We start from the raw sequence: 25,203 nt of genomic DNA on the forward strand, positions 1-25,203 counted from the left end.
GTATGGTAAAATCATGACTAGTGTTTGCGGATTGAATCCTGCTCATACAGCTAATAACAGGAAAGCGAGATGAACTCTTGTGGGCAAACAAACAGCAGTGCTTTTGCTTGCGGCCCTGCTTCTGGCGTCCTGCAGCAGCGGATCCTCCAATGATGGCACGGCTGCGCCGGCCGCCTCGGACCCGGCCGCTCCCGCGGCAACTGCCGTTACGGCTTCGGCATCCCCTTCGTCCACGGCCGCACCGGCTTCAAGCCCTGCGGGCAGCGCCGCTGCCGCGGCTTCACCTTCACCGGCTGCGGGGGACCAAGCTCCCGCCCCATCGGCAGACGCAGACGCAGCGGGCACCGCAAGCCCGGCGCCTTCGGCAAGCCCGGCTGGGGACACGCAGCAGGCTGCCCCTGCGGTCGCGTACAAAATGAACAAAAATTATGACATCGTCCCCATTGGGGAAGGCGTGCCGAAGAAGGTCGTTTTGCTTACCTTCGACGACGGCCCAAAGGATGCCGGCATGATTAACGCCATGATCGATACGCTGGACAAACACCATGCGAAGGCGATTTTTTTCGTCAACGGTTACCGGGTCAAAGAGAACCCCGGCCTGCTTAAACTGATTCATGACCGCGGCCAGATCCTGGGCAATCACAGCTGGGACCATATCGTGCTCAAGAACAAATCCGAAGCTGAGGTCCGGAAGCAGATCGGCGATGTACAGAAAGCCGTTAAGGACCTGACCGGAGAAGCGCCGAAGTTCTTCCGTCCGCCGCATGGCGCTGGAGGCGATGTCGGCCGTAAGATCGCGGCGGAAGAAGGCATGCTGTACATGACCTGGTCCGTCGGGTCTCTGGATTGGGAAATGAAAGAGAAAGACGCGAACAAGACAGAGAAGCTGATTTCCACAGTTACAGACCAGCTGCATTCCGGCAGCAACATTTTGATGCACGAGCTGCCCTGGACCGTCGAGGCGCTGGACAAGCTGCTAACTACGCTGGAGGGCAAGGGCTACGGCTTTGTTGATCCGCGGGCGATTCAGACGGGACAACAGTAACCAAGACATAAAAAAACGGGTGACGTCAGGGGTTAGCCCTCACGTCACCCGTTTTTTTATGCCGTTGCATCTTTACCTGCGGTAAGCTCGGCGTTTATTATACCTGCCAATGGTTCAGCTTAGGTTCCTGTAATGATGCGAGCCGGTATGCTCGGGTTCGTTACCGCGGTTTTGTCAGCGATGATGCTTGGCTTCAGCGGAAGCGACCGCTTGCTCGACTGCGTTACCGCAGCCGGCACACTGCTGTTCCCTGCCCGTTTCAGCTTCTCCGCAGTGTCAGCAGGTGGAACTCCGCGGGACACCGCAGGCGCAGCGGCACATGGGCGGTGCCGAAGCCCCTGCTGATGAGCACCTGCGCGGATTCCGCTTCCGAGCGGCCCCGCCAGGTGTGCCATCCCGATTCGTACCGGCCGTAGAACGGATCAGCATGCCTGGCGCCAAGCAGAGGGAGCCGGATCTGCCCTCCGTGCGTATGGCCGCAAAGCACGAGTTCCGCGGGAACCCGCTCCTGCATGGAGAGCCAAAGCGGATCGTGAACCAGCACAACCCGGCATGTTTCCCGCTCCTCCGGCGGGAGTGCCGGAAGCGGACCGTAAGCTCTGGAGCCCTGGCGGGGGAAGTCGATTCCGGTCAGCCACAGCGTCTCCCCGCCCCGCCGCAGCGGGGTGTTTTCATCCGCCAGCAGCCGCGCTCCGCTCTCCTTGACCGCCTGGTCCACCTGCTCCGTATCCGCCCTGTAATCGTGGTTCCCGTGAACGGCATATACAGGCGCAACCGAGGCAAGCAATTCCATGTTGCTGCGAACCCGGTCAAGGGGAACTCCGCGTTCGGTCAGATCGCCGCCGACGAGCACCACACCGGCCCGTTCCCGCAGCGGGGCAAACAGGCTGGCCGGCAGCTTCCGCCGGTGGATATCGGTGATGAACAAAATCGTCATCCCGTCAAATGCTGCCGGCAGCCGGCGCAGCCGGACCTCCGCTTCGGTCACTCCCCGTCCAAACGCGCTGGCGGCCATGCCTCCGGCTGCAGCCGCTCCGGCCGCTCCCGCAGCGAGAAGCGCCCATGCCGCTGCAGATGCCGCCGTTACCATAACTCGCGCAGGGGCGGCGCGCCCCGAAGCCCCCAATACAGCAGGAAGACAAGCAGCATAAAAAACAAAGCATATAATGTATTAACAAAAATCTTGCTGAACCGGATTTTGTCCGAGGCATGCGTCTCCGCCCGCGACGGCGCCCGCTCCTCTTCTTCGCCCGGAGCGGGACTTCTGCGGCTGCGTCCCGCGGTCCGGCCCGCCTCGCGGGTTGGCGTTTGTTTCCGCCCGCCGTGGCGCTGTACCCTCGACAGCGTCACCGGTTCTTCCTGCGGAACGGTTCTTGCGGTATCGGTCCGGGCGGCCTCCGCTTTGCCGCCGTCCCGCTCTTTTCTCCGGGACTTCACCCGGCTTAACTCGCTGTTCATGTTTCCCTCCTGAAACGGATAACCAATCCCGAAAACAGGTCGATCACAAAATGGCATAAGATCGGCGCCCATAACGTACCCGTTACCATATAGATGTAACCGAGCCCGTAACTGCTCAAAAAGACCCAGCCTGTCGGAATCCAGTGTCTTAAATAACGGATATGAATCAAAGCAAACAAAATACTGGTCCAATAAGGCCCAAATGCATGCTGTATGGCTCCCCGGAACAGCAGCTCTTCGCAAATCGCCACCATGGCGGAGATAAATACGATATGCCACACCGGCCTGTTGCGGAACAGCATGTCGTTGATTCCCCCGTCATCCATACTTCCTTCCTTTACGACCCAGGTCAGCAAAAAGTCGCAGATCAGCATCACTCCGGCCAATCCGAGTCCCCAGATCACAAATTGTACACTTGACGGGAAATTTAACACTTCGATCGGGTTTCTTCCCTGCAATAAAATCCATACCAAACCGATAATGAAGGTAATACCCTGCGTAATGTAAAGGTTGATCAGCAGCAGCTTATCGGTCAGCTGATCCGGCGTCACCTGCTTCAGCTTGATGTCGCCGAGCTTGAACTTGAATTTTTTCATATGATTTGCCTGACCTTTCTCTGCTCCGCTCCAAGCGCGGTACCACCTGCAGGCCCGTAGGCCGCAGCCGATATCATAACATTTTTTATATATTTAAAAAAGGAGTATCTTACCTATGAACAGTCATACCTCCCGCAGTCCTATGCTGTATACACTTAGCTTCCTCCTGGTCCTGATTCTGGGGTTCGCCGCTTTTTTCTCGGGCGTTAAAGTGGGGGCCGACCGGATCGAAGCCAAATACGACGGGCTGAAGAAGGGTATGGGAGCCGAGGAGTTTTCGGGCTCCTACCAGCAGCAGGAGCTGGTCACCTTCTATCATAACGTATTTTTGCCTTACCGGGAATTCAAGCGCGACTGGAGCGTACTCTCGGACAAGCTCGCCCGCAGTTCCAGCGCCCGGGAACGCACGGCGATCCTCAAAAGCATGGAGGCGCTGGCCGACAAGCAGTACGCTAAATTAAATCCGGACGCAATGTATTCGAATTCGCCGCTGCTTCAGGAAGCTCAGGTTTTAGCGCTTAAGAGCCTTAAGCTGTTCTCCGACGCCTCCGGCAGCGTCAAGCAGGGCGCCACGGGCGCCGGAACGCTGAAGGCGCTGCAGACAAATACCTATGCCAAGGCTGGAGTAAAATACGGACTGCAGGCGCAAAAAGCTTTTTACGACTCCATGCTGAAGTGGGGCGCAAAAGCAAATTCCGCGATTCCCGCTACCACCGGAGATTCCAGAACGGTAACGCTGGCCGAGTGGAAAAAAATGCCGCTGCTGCTTAAAAACGATCATATTGCCGGGATGATGCTGAACCGGGCTATCTTCCAGGCTTACGATCCGCAGGACGTAACGGCCAAAATCGACAACCTGATTCAAAACGGAACGGCAGCCGAGCTGAAGCTGGGCAGTGTGCAGTCCGCCCTGAACGTCCTTATTTCCACTGGCGCGATTCAGGAACAGGATTTTCTGAAATGGCAGGAACAGTATTATCCGAACGAGACCATCCCGCAGGTCCCCTTCTTTTATGAGTAAGAAGCGGGACAATCAGACGATGCTTTTTGTATCTTAGCAAATTCCGGAACCGAAATGGAATTAACGCGTTGATGCAGGAAAGCGAATTTCAACCTATTGACACATCTGGCAGCCCCATGTTACATTATGAAAAAATTAAGCAAGCACAACTGAATCCTTTCAAAAGACGATGATGGAACAAAGCTTCGGATAAGTCTTCAGAGAGCCGGTGGATGGTGCAAACCGGCGGCGGACCGTATGCTTAAGCGCTCCTGAGCTATTACGCCGAACCGTAATGAAGTAGGTGTAATCGGATCAACTCCGTTACCAGTGGGCCTGGTTATCAGGCCATGAGGCTGCGCCGCAAGGCGCGGTGAATTAGGGTGGCACCACGACGACTCTCGTCCCTTATTGCGGCAGCAGTATGGGTTCGGGAGTTTTTTTGTTATCCAAACACGGCCCCTTACCCTAGTAACGATCCGGCAGGCGGGTTGGGGCCGTCGTACAGCCCAGTTCTTTCCTGCTTCAGCGCGTCAGTCCAACCAGGCTGATTGCCCCGATTTTCCGGTAGAGCGGAACGCCTTTATGGCGCATCCTCGACATATTCAGCTTTTAATTCCTAAGGAGGCAAGTAAAACGATGTTCAAAGTGTTGGTATCGGATCCGATCAGCGATTTGGGAATTCAGCAATTGATGGAAGCCAAGGATGTGCAGGTGGAAAAAAAGACCGGGCTTAGCGAAGACGAGCTGGTCGCAATTATCAGCGAATACGACGGGCTGCTTGTACGCAGCCAGACCACAGTGACCGAAAAAATCATTGAGGCGGGCAAAAACCTCAAAGTCATCGGCCGCGCGGGTGTCGGTGTCGACAACATCAACCTTGAAGCAGCCACCAAACACGGCGTTGTCGTTATCAATGCGCCGGACGGCAACACGATTACAACCTGTGAACATGCGTTTGCGATGATGATGGCGCTCGCCCGCCATATTCCCCAAGCCTACGCCAAAACGATCGGCGGCACCTGGGACCGCAAAACTTTTGTTGGGGTAGAGCTCCGCGCCAAAACCCTGGGCGTGCTCGGCATGGGCCGGATCGGCAGCGAAGTCGCCAAACGCGCCAAAGCGTTCGGCATGAGCATTTTGGCGTATGATCCGTTCCTGACCGCTGACCGGGCGGAGAAGCTGGAGGTCAAGCTTGCTTCCGTTGACGACATCGTCCGTCAGGCCGATTTTATTACGGTACACACTCCGCTGACTCCGGAAACGCGCGGTCTGATCGGCCGCCCGCAATTTGAGGTCATGAAAAAAGGCATGCGCATCGTGAACTGTGCGCGGGGCGGCATCATCGACGAAGGCGCGCTGGTGGAAGCCATCGACGCCGGTATCGTAGCCGGAGCCGCATTCGACGTTTTTGAAACGGAGCCGCCGCAGCCGGACCATCCGTTCCTGAAGCACCCGAAGATCATCGTCACGCCGCATCTTGGCGCTTCCACCGTCGAAGCCCAGGAGAACGTTGCGATTGACGTATCGGAGCAGGTCCTGCATATTTTGCGCAATGAGCCGTTTGTCAATGCCGTCAACATTCCTCCGGTCGCACCGGCAGTCATGAGCAAGCTGCAGCCGTATTTTGGGCTTGGCGAGAAGCTGGGCAGCTTCGCCTCCCAGATTACGAACCATGCTGTGCATGAAATCGCGGTGGAGTATGCCGGCGACTTGTCCGATGTGGACACGCAGCCGCTTACCCGGTACATCGTCAAGGGCGTGCTTTCCCGTCATTTTGCGGAAGACGTCAATATCGTCAACTCGATGCACCTGGCCAAGACGCGGGATGTCAACGTCGTTGTGACCAAGGCCTCCAAAACAAAAGGCTTTACGAACCTGATCACCGTCACGCTGAAGACGGAAAACGGCGAAGAAAAACTTGTGGCCGGCACCCTGCTGCAGGGCTACGGCGAACGGATCGTCCGGCTGAACCAGTTCCCGGTCGACATCGCGCCGGAAGGCAACCAAATCTTTATCTCGCATAACGATAAACCGGGTATCATCGGCCAGGTCGGCACACTGCTTGGACAAAACGACGTAAACATCGCCTCCATGCAGGTTGGCCGTAAAATCGTCGGCGGCGCGGCCATCATGCTGCTGACAGTCGACAAAGCGGTGCCGAAAGACGTTCTGGTCAAACTCGTTGCTCTTCCCGAAATCAACACGGCGGAAGAAGTTACGCTTGCCTAGAGTTTGCGCTGGATTCTGAATTTTTTCTCCATTATATTAGGGTACACGCATACTAGCTGCTGAACTTCCGTACCCGCATTTCACGCACGCCACGGCCATTCGCCGTGGCGTTTTTTTAATCTTTTTTCATTGTCCCCTCCCCTCTTAAGTATTATTTCCAAACAGAGCACACAGCCCTAAGACCTGGGCCGATTATCTTGGTTTTTAAATATCGTAATTCTCGCAATAGACCTTTTCTCACTTAAAATGTTATAATATGACAAAGACAACTACATAGAGGAGGACTTTAAGCCTATGTCCTGGATGAATCGTTTATCGCTTCCGCAGAAGGCCATTGTTGGCAGTTATATGGTCGCCGCCCTGTTTGCTTTTCCTGTTCTTGTCACCTTTATTCTGATCGGCAAGATTTGGGTCGGCCTGATTCTTGTGGCTCTGCTCGCCCTGCTGACATATCCGTTGTCAGTTGTAATCTCGAGAACGCTTTCATCCTCATTCGATGACATCGCCAATGTCACGCACAGCATCTCAAAAGGCGACTTTACCAGCCGGGCCGACGAACGCGGCTCCATGGGTGATATCAGCCGCACCTTCAATAACATGATCGACAAGCTGACGACGATCTTGTCCGACGCCTCCCGCATCACGAAGCAGGTCATGGATGCAAGCCAGAGAATCGAGGACAAGAACCAGAACCTCAAGATTGTAATGGCACAGGTCGCTTCCTCCTCCGGAGAGCTGGCGGTTGGCGCAAGCGAAGTTTCGGAGGATATTGCCGGCATGACAGAGTCGATTAAGGCGATCGAACACAAAGTGAGCAATTACGCCCATTCGACCAAGACGATGGACGAACGTTCTCAGCATATGCTGGAACTGGTCCAAAAAGGCCGCCAATCAGTGGACACCCAGGCGGAAGGCATGCGCAAGAATATCGCCGCCACCCAAAAGGTGGCCGACACCATTGAAGCGCTGTCCCAGAACGCCCGTAACATTACCATGATTACCACGACAATTTCGGAAATTGCCGAGCAGACCAACCTGCTGTCCCTGAACGCCTCTATTGAAGCGGCCCGGGCCGGCGAACATGGCCGGGGATTTGCCGTTGTAGCGCAGGAGGTACGGAAGCTGGCCGAAGAATCGACGCAGTCAACCAAGGAAGTTTTCGGGCTTGTCCGGTCGATCGAAGAGGATATTCGGCAGGCCATCAACAGCATCGCGGACAACGAAGCAGTCGTCCGGCTGCAGAACGAGATGATCATTGAAGCCGGTCAGATTTTTTCTCAGATTGTAGAGAGCGTCCAATACATAACAGAACAGATTGCCGAATTTTCAGCCGAAAGCGATGTCATGCTGGAGAGTGCGCTGAAGATCTCCGCTTCCATCGAGAACATTTCGGCAATCACCGAAGAATCGGCAGCCGGGACGGAAGAAGTCTCCGCGGCGATGAATGAGCAGATTGAGAACATCCAGCAGGTGGCCGAAGAGACCGAAGCGATGACCCGCGCCGTGCTGCAGCTGCAGAAGACAATTAACGTATTCAAGTTCTAACACTCTACAGTTCCTGTACTAACTAACAGAAACATGAACGCTCCCCGAAAATGGCTGCAGCCTTTCCGGGGAGCGTTTTGTTTACAGCATCTATATGCGGTTTGCTGTTTCTGAGTTTTAGCACACACACTGGCGAGCTAGGTACTACTGGCGGGTTCCCTTCCGCGCGGAAAATTCATGCCGTTCCCAACCCATCGTCCGCGCCACGGCATCCTGCCAGACCTGATACAGCCGCTCGCGTTCCTCTTCGGGCATATGCGGCTCAAATACCTTCTCCGCCTGATTGAAGGCTTGAAGCTGGTCGCGGTTCCAAAAACCCGCCGATAAGCCGGCCAGCAGCGCCGCCCCAAGCGCCGTTGTCTCCGCATACCTCGTCCGCGTCACCTGTTCGCCGAGAATATCGGCTTGAAACTGCATCAGCAGATTATTTTTGACTGCACCGCCATCGACCCGAAGCTCCTTCAAGGGCATGCCCGCGTCCTTCTCCATCGCGCCAATCACATCACGTGACTGATAGGCGAGCGACTCCAGCGTCGCCCGGACGAGATGTGCGGATGTCGTTCCTCGCGTTAATCCAAACACCGCGCCGCGCGCGTACATATCCCAATAGGGCGCACCCAGTCCTGTAAAGGCAGGTACAACAACTACACCATCTGTATCCTCCACTTCGCCTGCAACCTGTTCGGATACCGCAGGGGAATCAATTACGCCAAGTCCCTCCTGCAGCCACTGCACGGCAGCACCGGCAACAAAAACGCTGCCTTCCAGCGCGTAATAGAGCTCATCCCCCATGCCCCAGGCGACCGTTGTCAGCAGGCCATGCTGTGAGGCGACCGCTTCCCGGCCCGTGTTCATTAGAATGAAGCATCCCGTGCCATAAGTATTTTTTGCGCTGCCCGCTTCAAGACACGTATGGCCGAACAAAGCCGCCTGCTGATCGCCCAGCACAGACAAAATCGGAAGCTCCCGGCCAAACCATTGCGCATCCGCGACACCGAAATGGCCGCCCGACATCCGGACCTCCGGCAGCAAACACGCGGGGATCCGGAGCGCATCCAGCAGTCCGGCATCCCAGGAGCGGGTATGCAGGTCAAACAGCATCGTTCTGGATGCGTTGGTTACATCCGTTACATGCTCCCGTCCGCCGGTAAGCTTCCAGATCAGCCAGCTGTCAACCGTTCCGGCGAGGAGCTCGCCGTTCTCCGCTCTCTCCCTGACCCCATCAACATGATCCAGTATCCAGGCAATTTTGGTAGCCGAAAAATAGGCATCGATCACAAGTCCCGTCTTACGGGAAATTTCCTCTGCCAGCCCCTTCGCCTTAAGCGTCTCGCACGCTTCGGCGGTACGCCGGTCCTGCCAGACGATGGCCGGATAAACCGGCTCGCCCGTCGTTTTATCCCAAATAAGCGCTGTCTCGCGCTGGTTTGTAATGCCGATGCCGGCCAGTTCCTCCGGGTCGATGTTGCCCGTCCGGATCGCTGTACGCGCTGCATCCAGCTGTGTCTGCCAAATTTGCACCGGATCATGCTCCACCCAGCCGGGGCGCGGGAACCGCTGCGGCAGCTCCAGCTGGCCCTGCGATACGATCTCCGCTTTCCTGTCAAATACAATCGCTCTGGAGCTGGTTGTTCCCTGGTCCAATGCAAGCAAATAATTGTTCAAATCCATGCCCTCCCGACTTGTCTGTTCCCGCCCGTTCACTAACCGGCTGTATCCTTTGATAACGTATTCCCATTGTAACCGCTTCGACGGCCGGATGAAACAAGCGGCTTTGTGCCTAGCAGTTTTGTTTAGCCAATCAGCATTGAACCGCAATTGTTCCACGATGAACAAGATTTATAGGCTTGATTCAACAAAAAGCACCTCCGGATTCAGAGGCGCCTCACAAATTCATTAAAAAAAATCTAAGGTTCGACAGGAAGCTTAAGTTTAAATGTTGTTCCTTCGCCCAGTTTGCTGGCCGCGGTAATGGTGCCGCGGTGGGCGTCCACGATGTTTCTGACGATCGCCAGGCCAAGCCCGGTTCCCCCCGATTGTCCGCGCACCCGCGCTTTGTCCGCCTTATAAAAACGGTCGAAGATATACGGCAGGTCATCGCTGGGAATTCCCGCCCCTTCGTCGCTGATTTCCAGCTCGGCGCATGGAACACCGTCCAGCTCCCCAAGCCGGGCGGACAAGCTAATCGCCCGTCCGGAAGGCGTATGCCGGAACGCATTATCCAGCAGGTTTGTCAGCACCTGCTCCAGTTTATCTTCGTCGGCCGCTTTTAGCATCAGTTCATCCGGCCGTTCCTCAAGCTTCAGGGTGATATCCTGTTCCTTGGCACGGACGGAGAATTTCCGGTACACCCGGTCCAGCAGCTCGCTCAGGTTCACGGCCGTTTTCATCATATCCGTGTGTCCCGCTTCCATTCGGGCCAAATCAAGCAGGTCCTTGACCAATCTGCCCATCCGCAGCGATTCGTCATGAATTACCTGGATCAATTCACTGCTTTCTTCCGGCGATGCCGCCATTCCGTCCAGCAGCGCCTCACTGTACCCCTGCATCATGGACAGCGGTGTCCGGATTTCATGCGATACATTGGCCACGAAATCGCGGCGCATTTTTTCCAGGCGGACTTCTTCCGTCACATCCCGGAGCACGGCTACTGCGCCGTGAATCGTCTGATCCGAATACAGCGGCGCCATATGAACCGACCAAACACCCTGTTTCACGTGAACATTGGAACGTTGATCGCCCCCTAACCGGAGCGTGTCCCGGAACAGCGGAACAAGCGGTGGCGGCAGCAGGCCCGGACCCGCTTCAAGCGCCGTGCCTTCGGAGCGCTCTTCGTCTTTCCAGGCAATTTCGTTCCACTGGTCGAGCAAAGCCTGGCCCGGCGGATTTGTCAAAATGATCCGGCCTTCGTTATCGCAGGTGATCACCGCGTCGCTCATGCTGCGCAGTACGCTTGATAAATGGCCTTTTTCGTGATTCAGGCTGCGGATCGTATCCTCCAGCTCGGCGGCCATATGATTGAAGGTGGTGGCGAGCTCGCCGATCTCGTCGCTGGTTGCCAGCTTAAGCCGGGTTCCGTACTCGCCCCTGCGGATCGAGTTGGCCGCTTCAATCAGCCGCTGCATCGGCTGGGTAATCTTGGTGAATAGAAATAAGGCAAAAAAGGTAGTCATCGAAAAACCGATGATGGCGGTATACATGAACAAACGCTTGATTGCATCGGAGTTGGCGAAATTGCTATCGATATACGGCAGCAGAAACAGACCGAGCGTCATCAACACGACAGCGACAAGGCAAATAATTGTGGCCCACAGCTTGCCGACAAGCGTTCTCCAGAAATTCACGTTATTTTGGCACCTCTAGCTTGTAGCCTACGCCCCAGACTGTCGTAATCATAGCCGCCGATTCCGGTGATACTTTGTTCAGCTTCTCGCGCAGCCGCTTGACATGGGTGTCCACCGTACGCAGGTCGCCAAAAAACTCGTAGTTCCAGACATCCTTAAGCAGCTCTTCCCGCGAGAATACTTTGTCCGGAGAGATCGCAAGATAATGCAGCAGTTCATATTCCTTCGGTGTCAAGCTGACTTCCTGGCCTCCGGCGGTCACGCGGTGCGCGTCATGCTCGATCACCAGATGCGGGAATACGATGTTATTGCTCGAATTGCTTTCTTTGGACAAAAAGGCGGTCGCGGAAGAACGGCGCATAATCGCCTTCACACGGTATATGACTTCCCGCGGGCTGAAGGGTTTGACTACATAGTCATCCGCACCCATTTCAAAGCCCTGCACGCGGTTAATTTCTTCCCCTTTGGCGGTGAGCATAAGCACAGGCGTGGATTTGACCTGGCGCAGGCGCGCAAGCACTTCCATCCCGTCGATGCCGGGCAGCATAACATCCAGCAGAATCAGGCCGTAATCGTTAGCCGTTGCCTTGCGAAGGGCCATTTCGCCGTCTTCCGCTTCGTCGATTTCGTAGCCTTCCTTTTCCAGATACATTTTGAGCAGCCGGCGAATCCGCTCTTCATCGTCAACCACCAATATACGGTTCAAATGTTCTGCCATCTCTACAACCCCTTCATCAAATAAAGCTGTTCTTTTAAAAAAATGCTTGCAGCCGTACGGCTTAATCCGTGCCTGCGTAGGAATGCAAACCGGCAATCACCAGGTTGACGCCTACGAGTGTAAACATCACGACGAGAAAACCCAAAACGGCAAGCCAAGCGGATTTATGTCCCTGCCAGCCCCGTCCGAGGCGCAGGTGCAGGTAGGCGCTGTAGAACAGCCAAGTGACAAGCGCCCACACTTCTTTTGGGTCCCAGCCCCAGAAGCGCCCCCAGGCAACTTCCGCCCAAATCATGGCGAAGACCAGTGCGCCGAGGGTAAAGATCGGAAATCCGATCGCAATGGCCCGGTACGTGATTTCGTCCAAATCATCCGGGTCAATGCCGTCCATGGCGGGATGAATAGCCCGGCCCAGCGGTTTGCGGGCAATCAGCCGCAGCAGCCCATAGAGTAGGGCTCCCGACAGGATCGACCAGAGCACCGTGTTGAATTTGCGGCCGGCGTTAACGCCGTTCATCCAGGAAGGCGCCTCGAACAGAGGGGCCTTCAGACCCAGAAAAGGCTGAAATTGGTCGATTTTGCTGTCGTATGGTGCCACAATAGGAGGCATTTTATAACTCACATTCTCTATTGTACTATTCTCCTGCCCGGGGCTGTCAATCGTTACCTTGTTTACCGCAAACACCGATTCATAGCCCGCCCCCCGGAATGCAAACACAGTCACCAGAAAACCGACGATAACCAGAATGGTGAACAGCGTAAATTCTACCAGCCGCTGCTGTTTCCGGTCGCTTTTGGCATCGCTGTTGAATTTCACTGTGCGCAGCAGATACATAAGCCCTGCGGCAAAACCCACGGCAAAAAACGATTCGCCAAGCGCGGCCAGCGTAACGTGAATATTAAGCCAGATCGACTGCAGCGACGGAATCAGCGGCTGTACTTCCTGCGGAAACACCGCGCCATACGCCATAATGATGATGGAGATGGGGACGGCGAACAAACCAAGCACCGTTTTGCGGTAAATCGCATACAGCAGCGTAAACGCCACCATAACCATCATAGAAAGGAACGTCATGAATTCGTACATATTGCTTACCGGAATATGCCCGGCCCCTGCCCAGCGGGTAAAGAAATACACCAGGTGGCACAAGAGTCCAAGCGACGAACTGATAAAGGCGATTTTACCCCAGCGGGCAGTGTGTTCCTCAGGTTTGCGTCCCGACCACTTGCGGCCCATAATAGCAATCGTATAGAGCAGGAACGCGGCGCAGTAAAGAAAAAAGGCTACGATAAAAATATCGCTGCTGAAATCGAGCAGACTCATGCTTGACCTCCCCCGCCATCCAAAGATTTGTCATCCGCGTCAATGCCCATCCGGTTAAGGAAGGACGCAATTTCCCGTCTCAAGCCAAAACAGTTTTTGTTCGTATGCGCGCCGAGCACAAGCTCCCCGTTCTCCACATTCAGCCAGATCCGGCGGTGCTGCCAGTAAAAACCAAGAACAAGACCCAGCATGACGATGCCCGCACCAATCCACACAAACGGCATCGCCCGGTCAACCCGGACATTCAGGAACGTGGTCGATTCGGAAAAATCGACGTCCGCCATATCCCCGACCTCCAGCTCAAGAAAACGCCCTTCCCCGCCTAAACGGTCATTGATGGCTTCCTGCTGAAACTGCTCTTTATCAACCTGCTTCGGAAAATAAAAATACTGCAGGCCTTCAGCGGGCAGCTCCGGCCCTTTGATCAGGAACAAAAACGCAGGCGCGTTTGGATTTGGAGACTTGGAGACCGGCTGGCCTTCGTCGCCGAGTCCAAAATCCATGTACTTTTCCTTCAGCTCCAGCGTGTAGGGCCCGGCCTTGTAGGTACGCACCGAATTTTTGATCTCCAGTTTGAACTTGCCGTACACCTCGCCCGTGCGGCGGTCGACCAGCGACGGTTGGACCGAGCGCAGTACCGGCGTCAGGTCGTAATCAAACTGATACGCTTTCAATCCTTTGTATATCAAAGGATCGTTTACCTGGATCCGGTGCCGGGCGACCTCTTCCAGTTGAGGCTCCCGCGCGGGATCGCCGCAGCCGGCGGTGCACTCATACAGGACTGCGTCGGTAGCGAACAGCTTGGGCAGCACTTTTTTGCCCCGGAATTCTTCCGGCATTTCGGCTTCACTATAAAATTCAACGGTAAACTTCTCGTTCTTCAGGTATAGGGAGGTATCGGGGATCGGCGTCGCTTCGCCCTGAGGAAAAGCCAAATGCTGATCCATATGCAGCCCAGGCAGGCCTCTGGCCAAAACCGCCAATAAAAAGATAATCAGTCCGATATGTATAACATAAGGCCCCCATCTGCTGAACCGCTGTTTCTCGGCCAGCAGCGCTCCGCCTTCCACCTTCACGCGGTACCGCCGTTTCTTCAGCAGCTCCGCCGCTTCATTCGCCCAGTCCGATCCTTCCCGGCTAACCGGGGCTGTCAGCGTCACCCGCTGCCGGGTCAGGAACTGGCGGTGCTTGCGGATCTTCTGCCGGCTGAGCGCCTTGTAAAGCGGCAGGACACGGTCAAGACTGCAGATGACCAGCGACGCGCCAATCAGCACAAGCAGCAGGACAAACCACCACGACTCGTACGTATGCGACAGTCCCAGCTTGTAGTACAAGTCTCCGAACCAGCCGTATTCTTCCTTATAATAGGTGGAAGCGTCGACGTTCAGAAAAGTGCTTTCCTGGGGAAAAATCGTCCCCAGCATGGAGCCGAGCAGGGTCAGGACAATGAGATAAATCGCGACTTTGACGGAGGAAAAGAAATTCCACACCAGATCAATCAGCCCGGGATTCGATTTCTGCGACCGGCGGGCCATCCCGTCATAACGCATCTCCAGGACGCCGCTGTCCCCGCTCTCCTCCTGCTGCGGTTTGCCGCAGGCTTCGCACAGCACCGTTCCCACCGGATTCTGATGACCGCACTCGCATTTGGAGTTGGTCACCAGCGGCTTACGCCCGCTCATCGGTTCACCAGCTCTCCGATCTGGCGGTCAAGCGTATCCAGATCCAGTTGTCCGATGTGAACGGTATCAATTTTGCCGCCGGGACGGATAAAGAAGGTGGCAGGCAGCGGGGAGATGCCGTAGCTTCGGACTGCATCCCTTCCGGTATCCAGCAGGATCGGGAACTTAACGCCCAGCTTGGAGACGAAATTCTCAACCGTCAGCCGGTCTTCGGCGACATTCACCCCGACCACCACCACGTCTTCTTTGCTCCATTTCTCATATTGGGCCTGCAGAGCGGGCATCTCTTTGACGCATGGACCGCACCAGGTTCCCCAAAAATTAAGCACAACGGCCTTATCCTTGTATTCATCCATCGTATGCGTCTCTCCGTCCAGTCCAAGCAGCTTGAACGAAGGCGCCCGGCTGCCGGCCTCCGGCTTCGCTCCCCCGCCGAACACCGAAGTGCCGACCGCGTAGCCGCCCAGCAGCACGACCAGGAGGAGAATAATCACTTGAACCGGCTTTCTCGCTTTGCCCACACAGAAGCCCCCATTTCATGACGTAGTTCATAATTTTGCCACATGGTGTGAACATCCTATGAACATTATAACGAATATTGTCACAAATGCGGGGCGTTATTTTGAATATTATGTGTCCTTCCGAGGAGCCCGGTCTTTTTGCAGCCCCGCCATGGCGATTTGCTTCAAATGATTGATCTCATCTTTCGTGAGATGGCGGTACATGCCCCGCTTCAGATTTTGCAGCAAAATATCGCCAAACGAAATACGCTTCAGCCGGATGACAGGATGGGAAACCGCCTCAAACATCCGCCGGACCTGGCGGTTGCGTCCTTCATGAATCGTAATGCTGATTACCGCTTCCTTTTTTTCTTCGTCGATGTCTTTGTATTCGACTTCCGCCGGAGCGGTCATTCCGTCCTCCAGTTTGATCCCGGATTTCAGCTTGTCCAGCGCGGTGCCGTGCGGTATGCCTTTTACTGTTGCCAAATAAGTTTTAGGGACATGATGCTTTGGATGCGTCAGCAGGTTGGCGAACTCGCCGTCATTGGTCAGCAGCAGCAGCCCTTCGGTATCATAGTCAAGCCGGCCAACCGGATAAACCCGCTCCTTGATGCCTTTCAGGTAATCCGTCACAATCTTGCGGCCCGCCGGGTCCGAAGCGCTGGTGATGACGCCCTTCGGCTTGTTGAACATCAGGTACACTTTGCTTTCGCTTTTAATCGGTTTGCCGGATACCTTGATGATATCATTGTCGGGGTCGGCTTTCGTTCCGAGTTCGGTTACGATCTCCCCGTTGACTTCTACTTTGCCGGACAATATCAGTTCCTCGCATTTGCGTCTTGACGCCACGCCGGCCTGAGCCAAAATTTTCTGTAATCGTTCCATATTCGACAGGTCACCTCAGACTAATGATACCCATCAGCCGGATAAATCACAAGCGCATTCCATGGAAAATATAACCCCGGACAGGAATCGCAGTGCTGCAGAGCCACGACCGGCGATATTCCATACTCCTCCGCGAGGCCAAGGATCAGCCGTCCCGCCGCAAACAGCTGAACCTGCCGTTCTTCGGCTGCCCGGAGGCCAGCCGTATGAAAATCCCCTTCCAGACAAATATGGATGTAATCGGGATCGGTCAGCAGCGGAGCAGCGTATACTTCGCCCCCCTCCCCGACCCAGAAGTCGAACCCTTTGCCGTTAATGGACCGGCAGCGGGAATGATGGATGACAAACCCTTGATACGGCATAGCGGCATCCCCCTCCTAAACGCCGGCAGCGGAACATCAATGCGGAAGCCTTAGGTATTCCGGCTCCTGCAGATACGCGAATCCAACTGCAAACAGGTGTGTTACAACATATGAGGAGGACGGCGGGCGGGTGACTTCGAGTTGAGTTGAAGTGAAGGGTATTGGCCGGTCCGGTGTCTGGGTGGCGGAGGGGGAACCGCGGAAAAGCAGCGGATGCCGGTTCCGGGTTAAGCCAGAAGCGGCATCCGCTCGGGGAATCGGGATTCAGTTGAACAGGGGCGCTGCTTAGCGGCTTCAGGTTCTGCCGAACAGGGATGCTGGCTTAGCGGCTTTCGGTTCTGCCGAACTGCTGCACTTCCCCGGCGGCTTCGGGTTCTGCCGAACATGGACGCTAGCTTAGCGGCTTCGGCTTCTGCCGAACATGGACGCTAGCTTAGCGGCTTCGGCTTCTGCCGAACTGCTGCACTTCCCCGGCGGCTCAGGTTCAGCCAAACAGCAGCAGGCAGATAAAGATTGCAGCGGCAAAGCCGACGGCGTCGGAGAACAGCCCGACCTTCAGCGCGTACCGTCCGTTACGGATACCCACCGCGCCAAAGTACACGGTCAGGACATACAGCGTTGTATCCGTGCTGCCCTGAATCGTGGAAGCGATCATCCCGATCAGGGAATCGGGACCATGGACGCGGATCAGCTCCGTTGTATATGCAAGCGAACCGGTTCCGGTCAGTGGGCGCAGCAGGCCAAGCGGCAGCACTTCCGGCGGCGCGCCGAGACTCCGCATCAGCGGAGCGGCCAGATTGACCAGGAAGTCGAGTGCGCCGGAGGCGCGGAACACGCTGATCGCCACCATCATTCCGACAAGCGGCGGGATAATCGAAACGGCCGTGCCAAAGCCTTCTTTTGCCCCTTCGACAAACGATTCGTACACAGGGACTTTGCGGGTATATGCATATAATGGAATAAATGCGATTAGAGCGGGAATCGCCCAGATGGAAATCGTGCTGAGCAGCGAATACATCGTTACACACTCCTTCCAGCCGCTTCGGCGGCATTTCCGGAGTCATGCGGAGAGACCGCGGTCCCCGGCATCCCCCTCGCCGGTCCGGCTGTGCCTATGAGCGGATGGCCGTCCCGGTCCTTCGGCGAATGGCCGGCAGGCGGCCGCTGAGCAGGCGGCGGACCGCTTTTTAATGTCAGCCTCCGGCACAGCCGGTCCGCGGCAATAGCGGCCAAGGTAGCAACGGCGGTCGCAGCAAGTGTAGTTCCGACGATCCCGGTTGGATCGGCCGAATTGAAATTAAGCCGGATAGCGATTAGCGTTGCCGGAATCAGTGTAATGCTCGCCGTGTTCAGCGCGAGCAGCGTGCACATGGCCGGCGTGGCGGTAGTCTTGTCCGGATTCAGCGTCTGCAGCTCCTGCATCGCCTTGATCCCCATCGGTGTCGCCGCATTGCCCAGCCCCAGCAGATTGGCGCTCATGTTGGACAATATATACCCCATGGCGGGGTGGCCTTTGGGCACATCCGGAAATAAAAACGCCACAAGCGGACCAAGGACCTTGGCGATTTTTCGCAGCAGGCCCGCATCCTCTGCAATCCGCATAATGCCGAGCCAGAATGCTAGAACGCTGATCAGTCCAAGGCTGACCGTTACGCCAGTCTGCGCGCCGTCGAACACCGCTTTTGTGACCAGATCCATCCTGCCGGTCGCTGCGGCGAAACCGAATCCGATAATCAGCATGCCCAGCCAAATGACGTTAATCATAGCGTCCTCCTTATGTACCGGCAGAACGCACCTGCATCGGTACGTCCTGCCGGAGCTGCTGTCGTTAAGAAGCGCTTCGTTCGAACAGCGCCCGGATCGTTCGGATCCAGGCCTCCAACAACGAAGCGGGGGCTTGCGGCCGGGAGGCCGATTGCAGGCTCTGGCCATATTCCTCCGGCTCCGGGGGCAGGCGGTCCGGCGGATACACGGGAACCCGGCCGATCTCCTGCTCCCCTAACATCAGGACAATGACACCTTTTGGGCCAAGCGCCGCACCGCCCGGGGTAGCAGCTTTAGTTCGGTTGCTGCCGCTACTGCTGCCTTTGCTGCTCCTGCTACTGCCACTGTTACTGCTACTTCCACTGTTACTGTACAGCACCAGCCGCTTCGTAAGCTGCTCAAATTCTCCTTTGCCAAACGGGTACACGAAATCCGATGCCGCAGCAAGCTCGTGGCCGCTGACCCGCTCGCCCCGTTCAATCACCGGCTTCAGCGGATAACGGGCAAAACCGTAATCCAGAAGCGACATGTGATCGTTCCAGTCATCGCCGTCATCAAGCGTGACCGCGGCAAGCTGCTGGCCGCTGCGGGTCGCCGAGCTGACCAGGCAGCGGAACGCTTTTTTCGTGTACCCGGTTTTGACACCATCCGCCCCTTCATACAGCCTCAGCATTTTGTTTTTGTTGCGCCATTTGTAATCCCACGGCTCGTTCGGATTGTCCACCTGCTTCTCGTTCGTCTTGACGATTTCCTTGAAGACCGGGTTGCGCAGCGCGTAAGCCGTCATCTTCGCCAAATCATTTGCGCTGGAATAATGTCCTTCCGCATCCAGTCCATGCGGATTAGCAAAATGTGTATGTTTCAACCCGATTTCCTCCGCCTTTGTGTTCATTAAGTAGACGAAACCTTCTTCAGACCCGCCCACATGCTCCGCTATGGCAGTGGCGGCATCGTTGCCGGAGCGGAGCATCAGCCCGTACAGCATGTCATGCAGCTTCATTTCCTCGCCGGGTTTCAGATACAGCGATGAACCTTCCTTGCCGGATGCCCGGCTGCTGACTTTGACGGTATCCCCCAGGCGTCCATGCTCAATTGCAACAATGGCGGTCATGATCTTGGTCAAGCTTGCTATTGGAAGTTCCTGGTCTCCCTGGCTGCTGTAAAGAATCCGGCCGGAAGCAACATCGATTAATGACGACGCCCGGGCGTGGGTTCCCACTCCCTCCGCTTTGGAGGCCGGCATTCCGGTCAGCATCAAAATCCCGCAAACCAACGCAAGCGCTGCTTTGTGCATGATATGTTTCATGTTCATCCTCCGTGGGCAAAAATTCCGCTTCTCATCCTGGTACAAGTGTATGCGCGCCTTGTCCCGGGTATGTCCAGCCAAAAGGGCACCGGACAGGTGCCCGGCAAACAAAACGCCGGAAGCATCCGCCGCCCGGCTTGCAGGCAGAGAGAACTTCCGGCGTAATTGCCGGCCGGGCGGCCGGTGACGGCATGCTCGGCTGTGCGTTTAGGTTCTTAGCTGTGCGTCGGTGCGCTTTCTTCCTTAAAAGGTGCGGGCTTGTATGTTCCCGACTGGCCGCCGGCTGCCGCCCCCTGCGATCCCGACATATTTCCGCTCTGGAACATGGTCTGGATCTGGTCGATCAGGCCCGGTGTGGCATCAATGATTTTCTCAAACAGATGGGTCTGGTTATCAAGCGGTACGATATGCACTCCATCTTTGCCGACAACTAAAAATGCGATCGGACGGATGGTCACTCCGCCGCCGCTGCCGCCGCCAAATGGAAGCATCTTGGCTTCGGTGCGCGTTCCATGCGTCTGGGCGACCGGTTCATCGTCCACACGGTAATCGCTGCCGCCTGCCGCAAAACCAAACGACACTCTGCTGATTGGCAAAATAACGCTGCCGTCCGGCGTATTGACAGGATCGCCCACTATCGTGTTAACGTCAACCATTGCCTTGATATTTTCCATGGCGGTCTGCATGAGGCCTTGAATCGGGTGCTCGGACATTGGATATTCCCCTCCAATTTTCAAAGGATTTTTTTGATTTCTGACACTTAATTTCCCCCAAGTTACCGGAAATATGCGACATGCCCCTGCCCTTTATGATCAGCTGCAGCTAAAGTCCGGTTGTCTTTGGCGCGTAAGTATGTAAGATGAAGGCTTTAGCCTGTCTGCCGGCCGGATTGCTTATAGTGAAGCAGCAGGCTTTTCCAGAGCGTCCATCCTCCTTCGGTCCGCAGCACCCTCCACAAGAGTACAAATAACGAATACAGCACGTACGCGGCGGACAGGGATCCTTTGCAAATCAAATCCATCGCCACCGACATACGGTCCTCGAACACCGGAGCGACAAAAACCCGGGGTCTGTTCATCAGCCGCATCCGGCGGGACATCCAGGAAATCACACTCCATTTGGCGCCCCACACCGCACCTGCCGCCGTAGCCGTCGACGCTGCATCCCCAAGTGAAAAATCAGTGGACCAGTCAAGCTGGTGAATTTGGCACCGGGCCAGGAGAGAGTACGCCCAGCGTTTCAGTCCCTTTGTCGCTTTAAAGGCGCGTTTCGCACTTTTCCACCAATCCTTCGCCCGGCTTTTGTCAATTTGCTCGTTTCCCTTTCCGCCGGCTTGTCCGGGGGCCAGCGGGCCCGCCGCATCCATCCGCAGCTTGAGCCGCAGGCCGCGGTTCCAGTTCTCCAGCTTCGCCTGGGGCACCCGGTAGTGCAGCTTCAGCAGGCCGTAAAGCATGGACACCTCCACCTCTGCCCGGTCGTTGCCGCCGTTTTTTTTCAGCCGGATGACAAACCGGATACGCGAACACAGAACCAGCAAAAGGAGCGCCAGCAGCAGGAGCACTACCACCAGCAGTATTATCGTCCACAGACGCAAGCGATCACCTCCAAATCGTACGGGTACGCATTAAACAGATGGCCTACCTGTTTTCAGCAGTGTAAAGAACCCCACCCTCTGTGTGCAGCAAAAAGTCAGGGAGACGCTTCGCGCGCAGGGAGTCCGCCATTCCTGCTAGTTAGTATGACGTTCCCGGCTGGAAAAAATTCCGCGTCTCCGGTAATTCTTCCACAATAACCATATCCATTGCCTGGTTTGTGGGGGCTGCAACCCCTTTGCTGGGTATGTTCCTAACCGGCTGGATTAAGAAGTAGTGCATCCGGCTTGACTTGTCCATAAAAAAAGCAGCCTCAAGGTTGTCCCTCGAGGCCGCCGCTTTCGCAGATTGCCGGCTAACCGGTGTCCGCATATTGTCATCTAGCGAATATTCGTATCTGTGAGCAGGCCTTACGGCTGCTCAATTTCATCCATGGTCATCTGCCGTCCGTCCAGCTTGTCGAACAGCATTTGCGTCTCCTCTTCCAGACTGTCCGGATTATCAAAATCCGACGGCTCCGGCAGCTCCTGCAGGTCCGCCAGCCCGAAGCTGTCCAGAAATGTCTTGGTGGTCCCGTAAAGAATCGGCCGGCCCACCGCTTCCGCCCGTCCGACTTCAACGATCAAATCCTTGCCCGTCAAGGTCTGAATGGCGCGTTCCGATTTGACCCCGCGGATTTCCTCAATCTCTACACGGGTAATCGGCTGGCGGTACGCCACGATCGCCAGCGTCTCAAGCGCCGCCTGGGACAAGGTCGAGCGGGAAGGCGAATACGCCAGCCGTTCAAAATAAGACGCATGCTCAGGCAGCGTAGCCAGCCGGTAATTCCCCGCAATCTGCACGACCTGCAGTCCGCGCCCCTGGGCATGGAAATCCTCTTTCATCTCATCCAGCGCACGCGCACACAACTCGGCACGCTGCTCCGTGATCTCCGCGAGCTGTTTTACAGACAGCCCTTCGTCCCCCGACAGGAACAGCAGTCCCTCAATAATCGATTTCAGGCTCTTGTAATCCACGGAAATGTTCATCTCCTCTCCACTCCATGACGATATCGTCAAACAGCTTCTCCTGGTAGCACCAGATGGCTTTCATCTTCATCAGCTCCAGAATCGCCAGAAAGGTGGCGACGATCTCGTACCGTTCCATCTCCTCCGCGAGAAAAGAAGAAAAGCGCACCCGGTTTCCTTTTCCCCCGCTGCTCAGCGCCTCCGTCAAATCCCGGATCCGGTCTTTCACCGAAATTTCATCTCTTGCAATCCGGGCGTAGGAAGTCCGCTTCGCCGCTTTGCCCAGCGCCTTGCGGAAAGCGGCAATCAGGTCGGACGTGTGCAGGCCTTTGAGTGTCGTCTCGAGCTGTTGGGGCACGAACGGTCCCAGATCCTCCGGCTCCTTGGTAAAAATCAGGCTGCGTTCGCTCTCCAGATTATGCAGCTGCACGGCAATGCTTTTGAACTTCCGGTATTCAATCAGGCGCTGTACCAGCTCCGCTCTTGGATCGTAGTCCTCTTCTTCGTAATAATCGAACTCGTCCATCTCGATAACCGGCGGTTTGGGCAGCAGCAGCTTGCTTTTGATAGACAGCAGCGTCGCCGCCATGACCAGGAACTCGCTGGTGACGTCCAGCTCCAGCTCCTGCATCGTCCGGAGATAATCCATGTACTGTTCGGTAATCTCGCTGACCGGAATGTCCTGGATGTCGATTTCCGCCTTGTCGATCAAATGAAGCAGCAGATCCAGCGGACCTTCAAACGTCTCCAGCTTGTACAATACAGTCACGAGGCTTCCTCCCGAAAAAAAAGTAAAGTGCAGCGCCGAAGAGACGCTACACCAGTGAGCATACTGCATCATCAAAAGCGGGAGCATTCCTTACGGTCCCAAACAGGGAAAACCGCCTGGCGGATTCCCTGTGATCCGTCTGCCGGAAAGCAGCCGCGCTTGGCGTATGCAAAACGCTGAATCAGATAAGCCGATGTTCTTTCTTCTTATATTAATAAATTTGCACGATTCCCAGGGATTCGTCAATACCCGAATGTTACAGCAGCTTGGAGAGATTGGCCATTTCGATGGCGGCAATCGCCGAATCCCAGCCTTTGTTGCCGGCTTTGGTGCCTGCGCGCTCGATCGCCTGCTCAATGTTCTCGGTTGTTACGAGACCGAAGATGGTCGGCACACCTGTCTTCAGGTTGATCGCGGCAACGCCTTTGGCTACCTCGTTGCAGACGTAATCATAGTGCGTAGTCGATCCGCGGATAACTGTGCCAAGGGTGATGACAGCGTCGTATTTGCCGCTTTCGGCCATTTTTTGCGCAACCAGCGGAATTTCGAATGCGCCCGGCACCCAGGCAACGCTGATTTCTTCGTCTTTAACACCGTGGCGTTTGAACGCGTCCAGCGCTCCCGTCAGCAGCTTGCTTGTGATAAACTCGTTGAACCGGCCTACCACCACTCCGTATTTCAGACCCTCGGATACTAAATGTCCTTCAAAATATTGCGGCATATTACCTCAACCTTTCCTAGTGGGATATGTGTAATCAATGCTTGGATGAAACCTCACCTTCGGCGAATCAAAACACGTGCAAAATTAAAGCGTTTCGTTCTGTTCGATATCGTCGAACTTCAGCATGTGGCCCAGCTTCGCCTGCTTCGTGTGCAGGTAACTGGTGTTGTCTTCGTTCTCCGGCATCTGGATCGGCACGCGTTCCACGACCTCCAGGCCATAGCCCTCCAACCCTCTAATCTTGCGCGGGTTGTTGGTTAAGAGACGGATCTGGCGGATGCCCAGATCCTTGAGGATCTGCGCCCCGATGCCGTAGTCGCGGAGGTCAGCCGGGAAGCCCAGCTTCAGGTTCGCGTCGACCGTGTCGAGTCCCTCCTCCTGCAGCTTATAGGCCCGCAGCTTGTTGATCAGCCCGATGCCCCGGCCCTCTTGGCGCATGTAGAGCAGCACGCCGCGCCCGGCGGCGTCGATCTGGCGCAGAGCCGCCTCGAACTGCGGACCGCAGTCGCACCGGTGCGAGTGGAACACGTCGCCGGTCAGGCACTCGGAATGCACGCGGACCAGCACCGGCTCTTCGCCGGAAATATCGCCTTTAACCAAAGCGATATGCTCCTTGTCGTCCACCTCGTTTGTGTAAGCGATCGCCTGGAACACCCCGAAGTCAGTTGGCATCCGGACGGCCACTTCCCGGTTGACCAGACGTTCTTTTTCATTGCGGTAATGAATCAGATCGCGGATGCTGATCAGTTTAAGATCATGCTTGCGGGCAATTTCCTGCAGATCGGGCAGACGGGCCATCGTGCCGTCTTCCTTCACAACCTCGCAGATCACCGCAGCCGGATACGCGCCGCACATGCGGGCCAGGTCGATTGCGGCCTCCGTGTGTCCGGAGCGGCGCAGCACGCCGCCTTTTTTTGCAATCAGCGGGAACATATGACCCGGCCGGCGAAAATCGCCCGGCTTGGCATTGGGGTCCATAATCGCTTTGGCTGTAATCGACCGCTCATAGGCGGAAATACCTGTTGAGGTGTCCTTATGGTCAATGGAGACGGTAAACGCCGTGCCGTGATAGTCCGTATTTTGTGCGACCATCGGCTTCAGGTCCAGCTCCTCCGCGCGCTCCGCCGTAATCGGCAGGCAGACAAGACCGCGTCCTTCCGTAATCATGAAGTTGATTACTTCCGGCGTCGCCCGTTCGGCAAGCGCGATAAAGTCGCCTTCATTCTCCCGGTCTTCGTCGTCTACCACAATGACCACTTTGCCGCGCATTAAATCGTAAATCGCCGCTTCAATGGTATCCAATACCGATCCTTCTTCCGGTGTGCTCATCGTTACTCCTCCTTATCGTAA

Annotated in this window: 24 protein-coding genes and 1 other annotated feature; of the genes, 4 read left to right on the plus strand and 20 right to left on the minus strand. The window is 55.9% G+C overall.

Translation table 11 applies throughout. From position 1 onward, the window contains the following. Window positions 1-79 precede the first annotated feature (79 nt). Window positions 80-1,045, plus strand: coding sequence for a polysaccharide deacetylase family protein (locus tag ACE6ED_RS04900; protein WP_410825930.1), 966 nt, complete (start codon window positions 80-82; stop codon window positions 1,043-1,045). Between the two features lie 259 nt (window positions 1,046-1,304). Here ACE6ED_RS04900 and ACE6ED_RS04905 read toward each other — a convergent pair whose 3' ends face one another. The 3 genes from ACE6ED_RS04905 to ACE6ED_RS04915 are packed head-to-tail and all read right to left on the minus strand — an operon-like array spanning window position 1,305 to window position 3,099. Then, window positions 1,305-2,135 carry a metallophosphoesterase gene (locus ACE6ED_RS04905; RefSeq protein ID WP_410825932.1) on the minus strand — a complete coding sequence of 277 codons (831 nt, stop codon included), beginning with the start codon at window positions 2,133-2,135 and terminating at the stop codon, window positions 1,305-1,307. Then, entirely contained in the window at window positions 2,129-2,503 is a 375-nt protein-coding gene (locus ACE6ED_RS04910; RefSeq protein WP_410825934.1) for a hypothetical protein, read from the minus strand. Before ACE6ED_RS04910 ends, ACE6ED_RS04905 begins: the two co-directional genes overlap by 7 nt. Beyond that, window positions 2,500-3,099 (minus strand): CPBP family intramembrane glutamic endopeptidase, encoded by a 600-nt coding sequence (locus ACE6ED_RS04915; protein WP_410825935.1) that lies wholly within the window; start codon window positions 3,097-3,099, stop codon window positions 2,500-2,502. The genes ACE6ED_RS04910 and ACE6ED_RS04915 overlap by 4 nt, the downstream gene beginning before the upstream one ends. 115 nt (window positions 3,100-3,214) lie before the next feature. Here ACE6ED_RS04915 and ACE6ED_RS04920 point away from each other — a divergent pair, with 115 nt between their 5' ends. The 3 genes from ACE6ED_RS04920 (at window position 3,215) to ACE6ED_RS04930 (ending at window position 7,876) form a co-directional block, all read left to right on the plus strand. Beyond that, entirely contained in the window at window positions 3,215-4,120 is a 906-nt protein-coding gene (locus ACE6ED_RS04920) for a hypothetical protein (RefSeq protein ID WP_410825937.1), read from the plus strand. A gap of 160 nt (window positions 4,121-4,280) precedes the next feature. Next, window positions 4,281-4,511, plus strand: a binding site (T-box leader). A gap of 227 nt (window positions 4,512-4,738) precedes the next feature. Then, window positions 4,739-6,331, plus strand: coding sequence for a phosphoglycerate dehydrogenase (gene serA, locus ACE6ED_RS04925; RefSeq protein ID WP_410825939.1), 1,593 nt, complete (start codon window positions 4,739-4,741; stop codon window positions 6,329-6,331). Between the two features lie 294 nt (window positions 6,332-6,625). Further along, the gene (locus ACE6ED_RS04930) at window positions 6,626-7,876 is read left to right on the plus strand and encodes a methyl-accepting chemotaxis protein (RefSeq protein ID WP_410825941.1); all 1,251 of its coding nucleotides are present in this window, start codon (window positions 6,626-6,628) and stop codon (window positions 7,874-7,876) included. 144 nt (window positions 7,877-8,020) lie between these two features. Here ACE6ED_RS04930 and glpK read toward each other — a convergent pair whose 3' ends face one another. The 17 genes from glpK to ACE6ED_RS05015 all read right to left on the minus strand — a co-directional run bounded on the left by glpK (window position 8,021) and on the right by ACE6ED_RS05015 (window position 25,182). After that, entirely contained in the window at window positions 8,021-9,547 is a 1,527-nt protein-coding gene (gene glpK, locus ACE6ED_RS04935) for a glycerol kinase GlpK (RefSeq protein ID WP_410825943.1), read from the minus strand. 236 nt (window positions 9,548-9,783) lie between these two features. Continuing rightward, complete coding sequence (locus ACE6ED_RS04940) at window positions 9,784-11,220, minus strand: ATP-binding protein (protein ID WP_410825944.1); 1,437 nt, start codon at window positions 11,218-11,220, stop codon at window positions 9,784-9,786. A gap of 1 nt (window position 11,221) precedes the next feature. Next, window positions 11,222-11,938, minus strand: a complete 717-nt coding sequence (locus tag ACE6ED_RS04945; protein WP_410825946.1) for a response regulator transcription factor — start codon at window positions 11,936-11,938, stop codon at window positions 11,222-11,224. A 61-nt stretch (window positions 11,939-11,999) separates the two neighbouring features. Then, a complete protein-coding gene (ccsA, locus tag ACE6ED_RS04950; protein ID WP_410825947.1) occupies window positions 12,000-13,262 on the minus strand; it encodes a cytochrome c biogenesis protein CcsA in 1,263 nt (420 codons plus the stop codon). After that, on the minus strand, window positions 13,259-14,944 hold the full coding sequence (gene resB / locus ACE6ED_RS04955; protein ID WP_410825948.1) for a cytochrome c biogenesis protein ResB: 1,686 nt from the start codon (window positions 14,942-14,944) through the stop codon (window positions 13,259-13,261). Before resB ends, ccsA begins: the two co-directional genes overlap by 4 nt. Continuing rightward, window positions 14,941-15,465 carry a redoxin domain-containing protein gene (locus ACE6ED_RS04960; protein ID WP_410825950.1) on the minus strand — a complete coding sequence of 175 codons (525 nt, stop codon included), beginning with the start codon at window positions 15,463-15,465 and terminating at the stop codon, window positions 14,941-14,943. Before ACE6ED_RS04960 ends, resB begins: the two co-directional genes overlap by 4 nt. Window positions 15,466-15,573: 108 nt before the next feature. Further along, window positions 15,574-16,332: a pseudouridine synthase gene (locus ACE6ED_RS04965; RefSeq protein WP_410825951.1), complete on the minus strand. Its 759-nt coding sequence runs from the start codon at window positions 16,330-16,332 to the stop codon at window positions 15,574-15,576. Window positions 16,333-16,352: 20 nt separating this feature from the next. Then, complete coding sequence (locus tag ACE6ED_RS04970; RefSeq protein ID WP_410825953.1) at window positions 16,353-16,694, minus strand: peptidoglycan recognition protein family protein; 342 nt, start codon at window positions 16,692-16,694, stop codon at window positions 16,353-16,355. A gap of 484 nt (window positions 16,695-17,178) precedes the next feature. Next, window positions 17,179-17,712, minus strand: coding sequence for a spore maturation protein (locus tag ACE6ED_RS04975; RefSeq protein ID WP_410825954.1), 534 nt, complete (start codon window positions 17,710-17,712; stop codon window positions 17,179-17,181). A gap of 2 nt (window positions 17,713-17,714) precedes the next feature. Continuing rightward, window positions 17,715-18,458: a nucleoside recognition domain-containing protein gene (locus tag ACE6ED_RS04980; protein WP_410825956.1), complete on the minus strand. Its 744-nt coding sequence runs from the start codon at window positions 18,456-18,458 to the stop codon at window positions 17,715-17,717. A gap of 64 nt (window positions 18,459-18,522) precedes the next feature. Continuing rightward, window positions 18,523-19,713: a D-alanyl-D-alanine carboxypeptidase family protein gene (locus ACE6ED_RS04985; RefSeq protein ID WP_410826148.1), complete on the minus strand. Its 1,191-nt coding sequence runs from the start codon at window positions 19,711-19,713 to the stop codon at window positions 18,523-18,525. Window positions 19,714-19,979: 266 nt separating this feature from the next. Continuing rightward, window positions 19,980-20,477 (minus strand): GerW family sporulation protein, encoded by a 498-nt coding sequence (gene ytfJ / locus ACE6ED_RS04990; RefSeq protein WP_410825957.1) that lies wholly within the window; start codon window positions 20,475-20,477, stop codon window positions 19,980-19,982. A gap of 155 nt (window positions 20,478-20,632) precedes the next feature. Then, complete coding sequence (locus ACE6ED_RS04995; protein ID WP_410825959.1) at window positions 20,633-21,358, minus strand: DUF2953 domain-containing protein; 726 nt, start codon at window positions 21,356-21,358, stop codon at window positions 20,633-20,635. Between the two features lie 408 nt (window positions 21,359-21,766). Beyond that, window positions 21,767-22,372 (minus strand): SMC-Scp complex subunit ScpB, encoded by a 606-nt coding sequence (scpB, locus tag ACE6ED_RS05000; protein ID WP_410825961.1) that lies wholly within the window; start codon window positions 22,370-22,372, stop codon window positions 21,767-21,769. Further along, window positions 22,341-23,132 (minus strand): segregation and condensation protein A, encoded by a 792-nt coding sequence (locus ACE6ED_RS05005; RefSeq protein ID WP_410825962.1) that lies wholly within the window; start codon window positions 23,130-23,132, stop codon window positions 22,341-22,343. Before ACE6ED_RS05005 ends, scpB begins: the two co-directional genes overlap by 32 nt. A 256-nt stretch (window positions 23,133-23,388) precedes the next feature. Then, complete coding sequence (gene ribH / locus ACE6ED_RS05010) at window positions 23,389-23,853, minus strand: 6,7-dimethyl-8-ribityllumazine synthase (protein WP_410825963.1); 465 nt, start codon at window positions 23,851-23,853, stop codon at window positions 23,389-23,391. A gap of 84 nt (window positions 23,854-23,937) precedes the next feature. After that, on the minus strand, window positions 23,938-25,182 hold the full coding sequence (locus ACE6ED_RS05015; RefSeq protein WP_410825964.1) for a bifunctional 3,4-dihydroxy-2-butanone-4-phosphate synthase/GTP cyclohydrolase II: 1,245 nt from the start codon (window positions 25,180-25,182) through the stop codon (window positions 23,938-23,940). Window positions 25,183-25,203 lie beyond the last annotated feature (21 nt).

Source organism: Paenibacillus nanchangensis, assembly GCF_046543445.1.
GTDB classification, from domain to species: domain Bacteria; phylum Bacillota; class Bacilli; order Paenibacillales; family Paenibacillaceae; genus Paenibacillus_AQ; species Paenibacillus_AQ nanchangensis.

Excerpts from the sequence above, each read along its gene's own strand:
- ACE6ED_RS04905 (WP_410825932.1), bottom strand. The coding sequence starts at position 2,135 with ATGGTAACGGCGGCATCTGCAGCGGCATGGGCGCTTCTCGCTGCGGGA.
- ACE6ED_RS04910 (WP_410825934.1), bottom strand. The coding sequence starts at position 2,503 with ATGAACAGCGAGTTAAGCCGGGTGAAGTCCCGGAGAAAAGAGCGGGAC.
- ACE6ED_RS04915 (WP_410825935.1), bottom strand. The coding sequence starts at position 3,099 with ATGAAAAAATTCAAGTTCAAGCTCGGCGACATCAAGCTGAAGCAGGTG.
- ACE6ED_RS04920 (WP_410825937.1), top strand. The coding sequence starts at position 3,215 with ATGAACAGTCATACCTCCCGCAGTCCTATGCTGTATACACTTAGCTTC.
- serA (WP_410825939.1), top strand. The coding sequence starts at position 4,739 with ATGTTCAAAGTGTTGGTATCGGATCCGATCAGCGATTTGGGAATTCAG.
- ACE6ED_RS04930 (WP_410825941.1), top strand. The coding sequence starts at position 6,626 with ATGTCCTGGATGAATCGTTTATCGCTTCCGCAGAAGGCCATTGTTGGC.
- glpK (WP_410825943.1), bottom strand. The coding sequence starts at position 9,547 with ATGGATTTGAACAATTATTTGCTTGCATTGGACCAGGGAACAACCAGC.
- ACE6ED_RS04945 (WP_410825946.1), bottom strand. The coding sequence starts at position 11,938 with ATGGCAGAACATTTGAACCGTATATTGGTGGTTGACGATGAAGAGCGG.
- ccsA (WP_410825947.1), bottom strand. The coding sequence starts at position 13,262 with ATGAGTCTGCTCGATTTCAGCAGCGATATTTTTATCGTAGCCTTTTTT.
- resB (WP_410825948.1), bottom strand. The coding sequence starts at position 14,944 with ATGAGCGGGCGTAAGCCGCTGGTGACCAACTCCAAATGCGAGTGCGGT.
- ACE6ED_RS04965 (WP_410825951.1), bottom strand. The coding sequence starts at position 16,332 with ATGGAACGATTACAGAAAATTTTGGCTCAGGCCGGCGTGGCGTCAAGA.
- ACE6ED_RS04970 (WP_410825953.1), bottom strand. The coding sequence starts at position 16,694 with ATGCCGTATCAAGGGTTTGTCATCCATCATTCCCGCTGCCGGTCCATT.
- ACE6ED_RS04975 (WP_410825954.1), bottom strand. The coding sequence starts at position 17,712 with ATGTATTCGCTGCTCAGCACGATTTCCATCTGGGCGATTCCCGCTCTA.
- ACE6ED_RS04980 (WP_410825956.1), bottom strand. The coding sequence starts at position 18,458 with ATGATTAACGTCATTTGGCTGGGCATGCTGATTATCGGATTCGGTTTC.
- ACE6ED_RS04985 (WP_410826148.1), bottom strand. The coding sequence starts at position 19,713 with ATGCTGACCGGAATGCCGGCCTCCAAAGCGGAGGGAGTGGGAACCCAC.
- ytfJ (WP_410825957.1), bottom strand. The coding sequence starts at position 20,477 with ATGTCCGAGCACCCGATTCAAGGCCTCATGCAGACCGCCATGGAAAAT.
- ribH (WP_410825963.1), bottom strand. The coding sequence starts at position 23,853 with ATGCCGCAATATTTTGAAGGACATTTAGTATCCGAGGGTCTGAAATAC.
- ACE6ED_RS05015 (WP_410825964.1), bottom strand. The coding sequence starts at position 25,182 with ATGAGCACACCGGAAGAAGGATCGGTATTGGATACCATTGAAGCGGCG.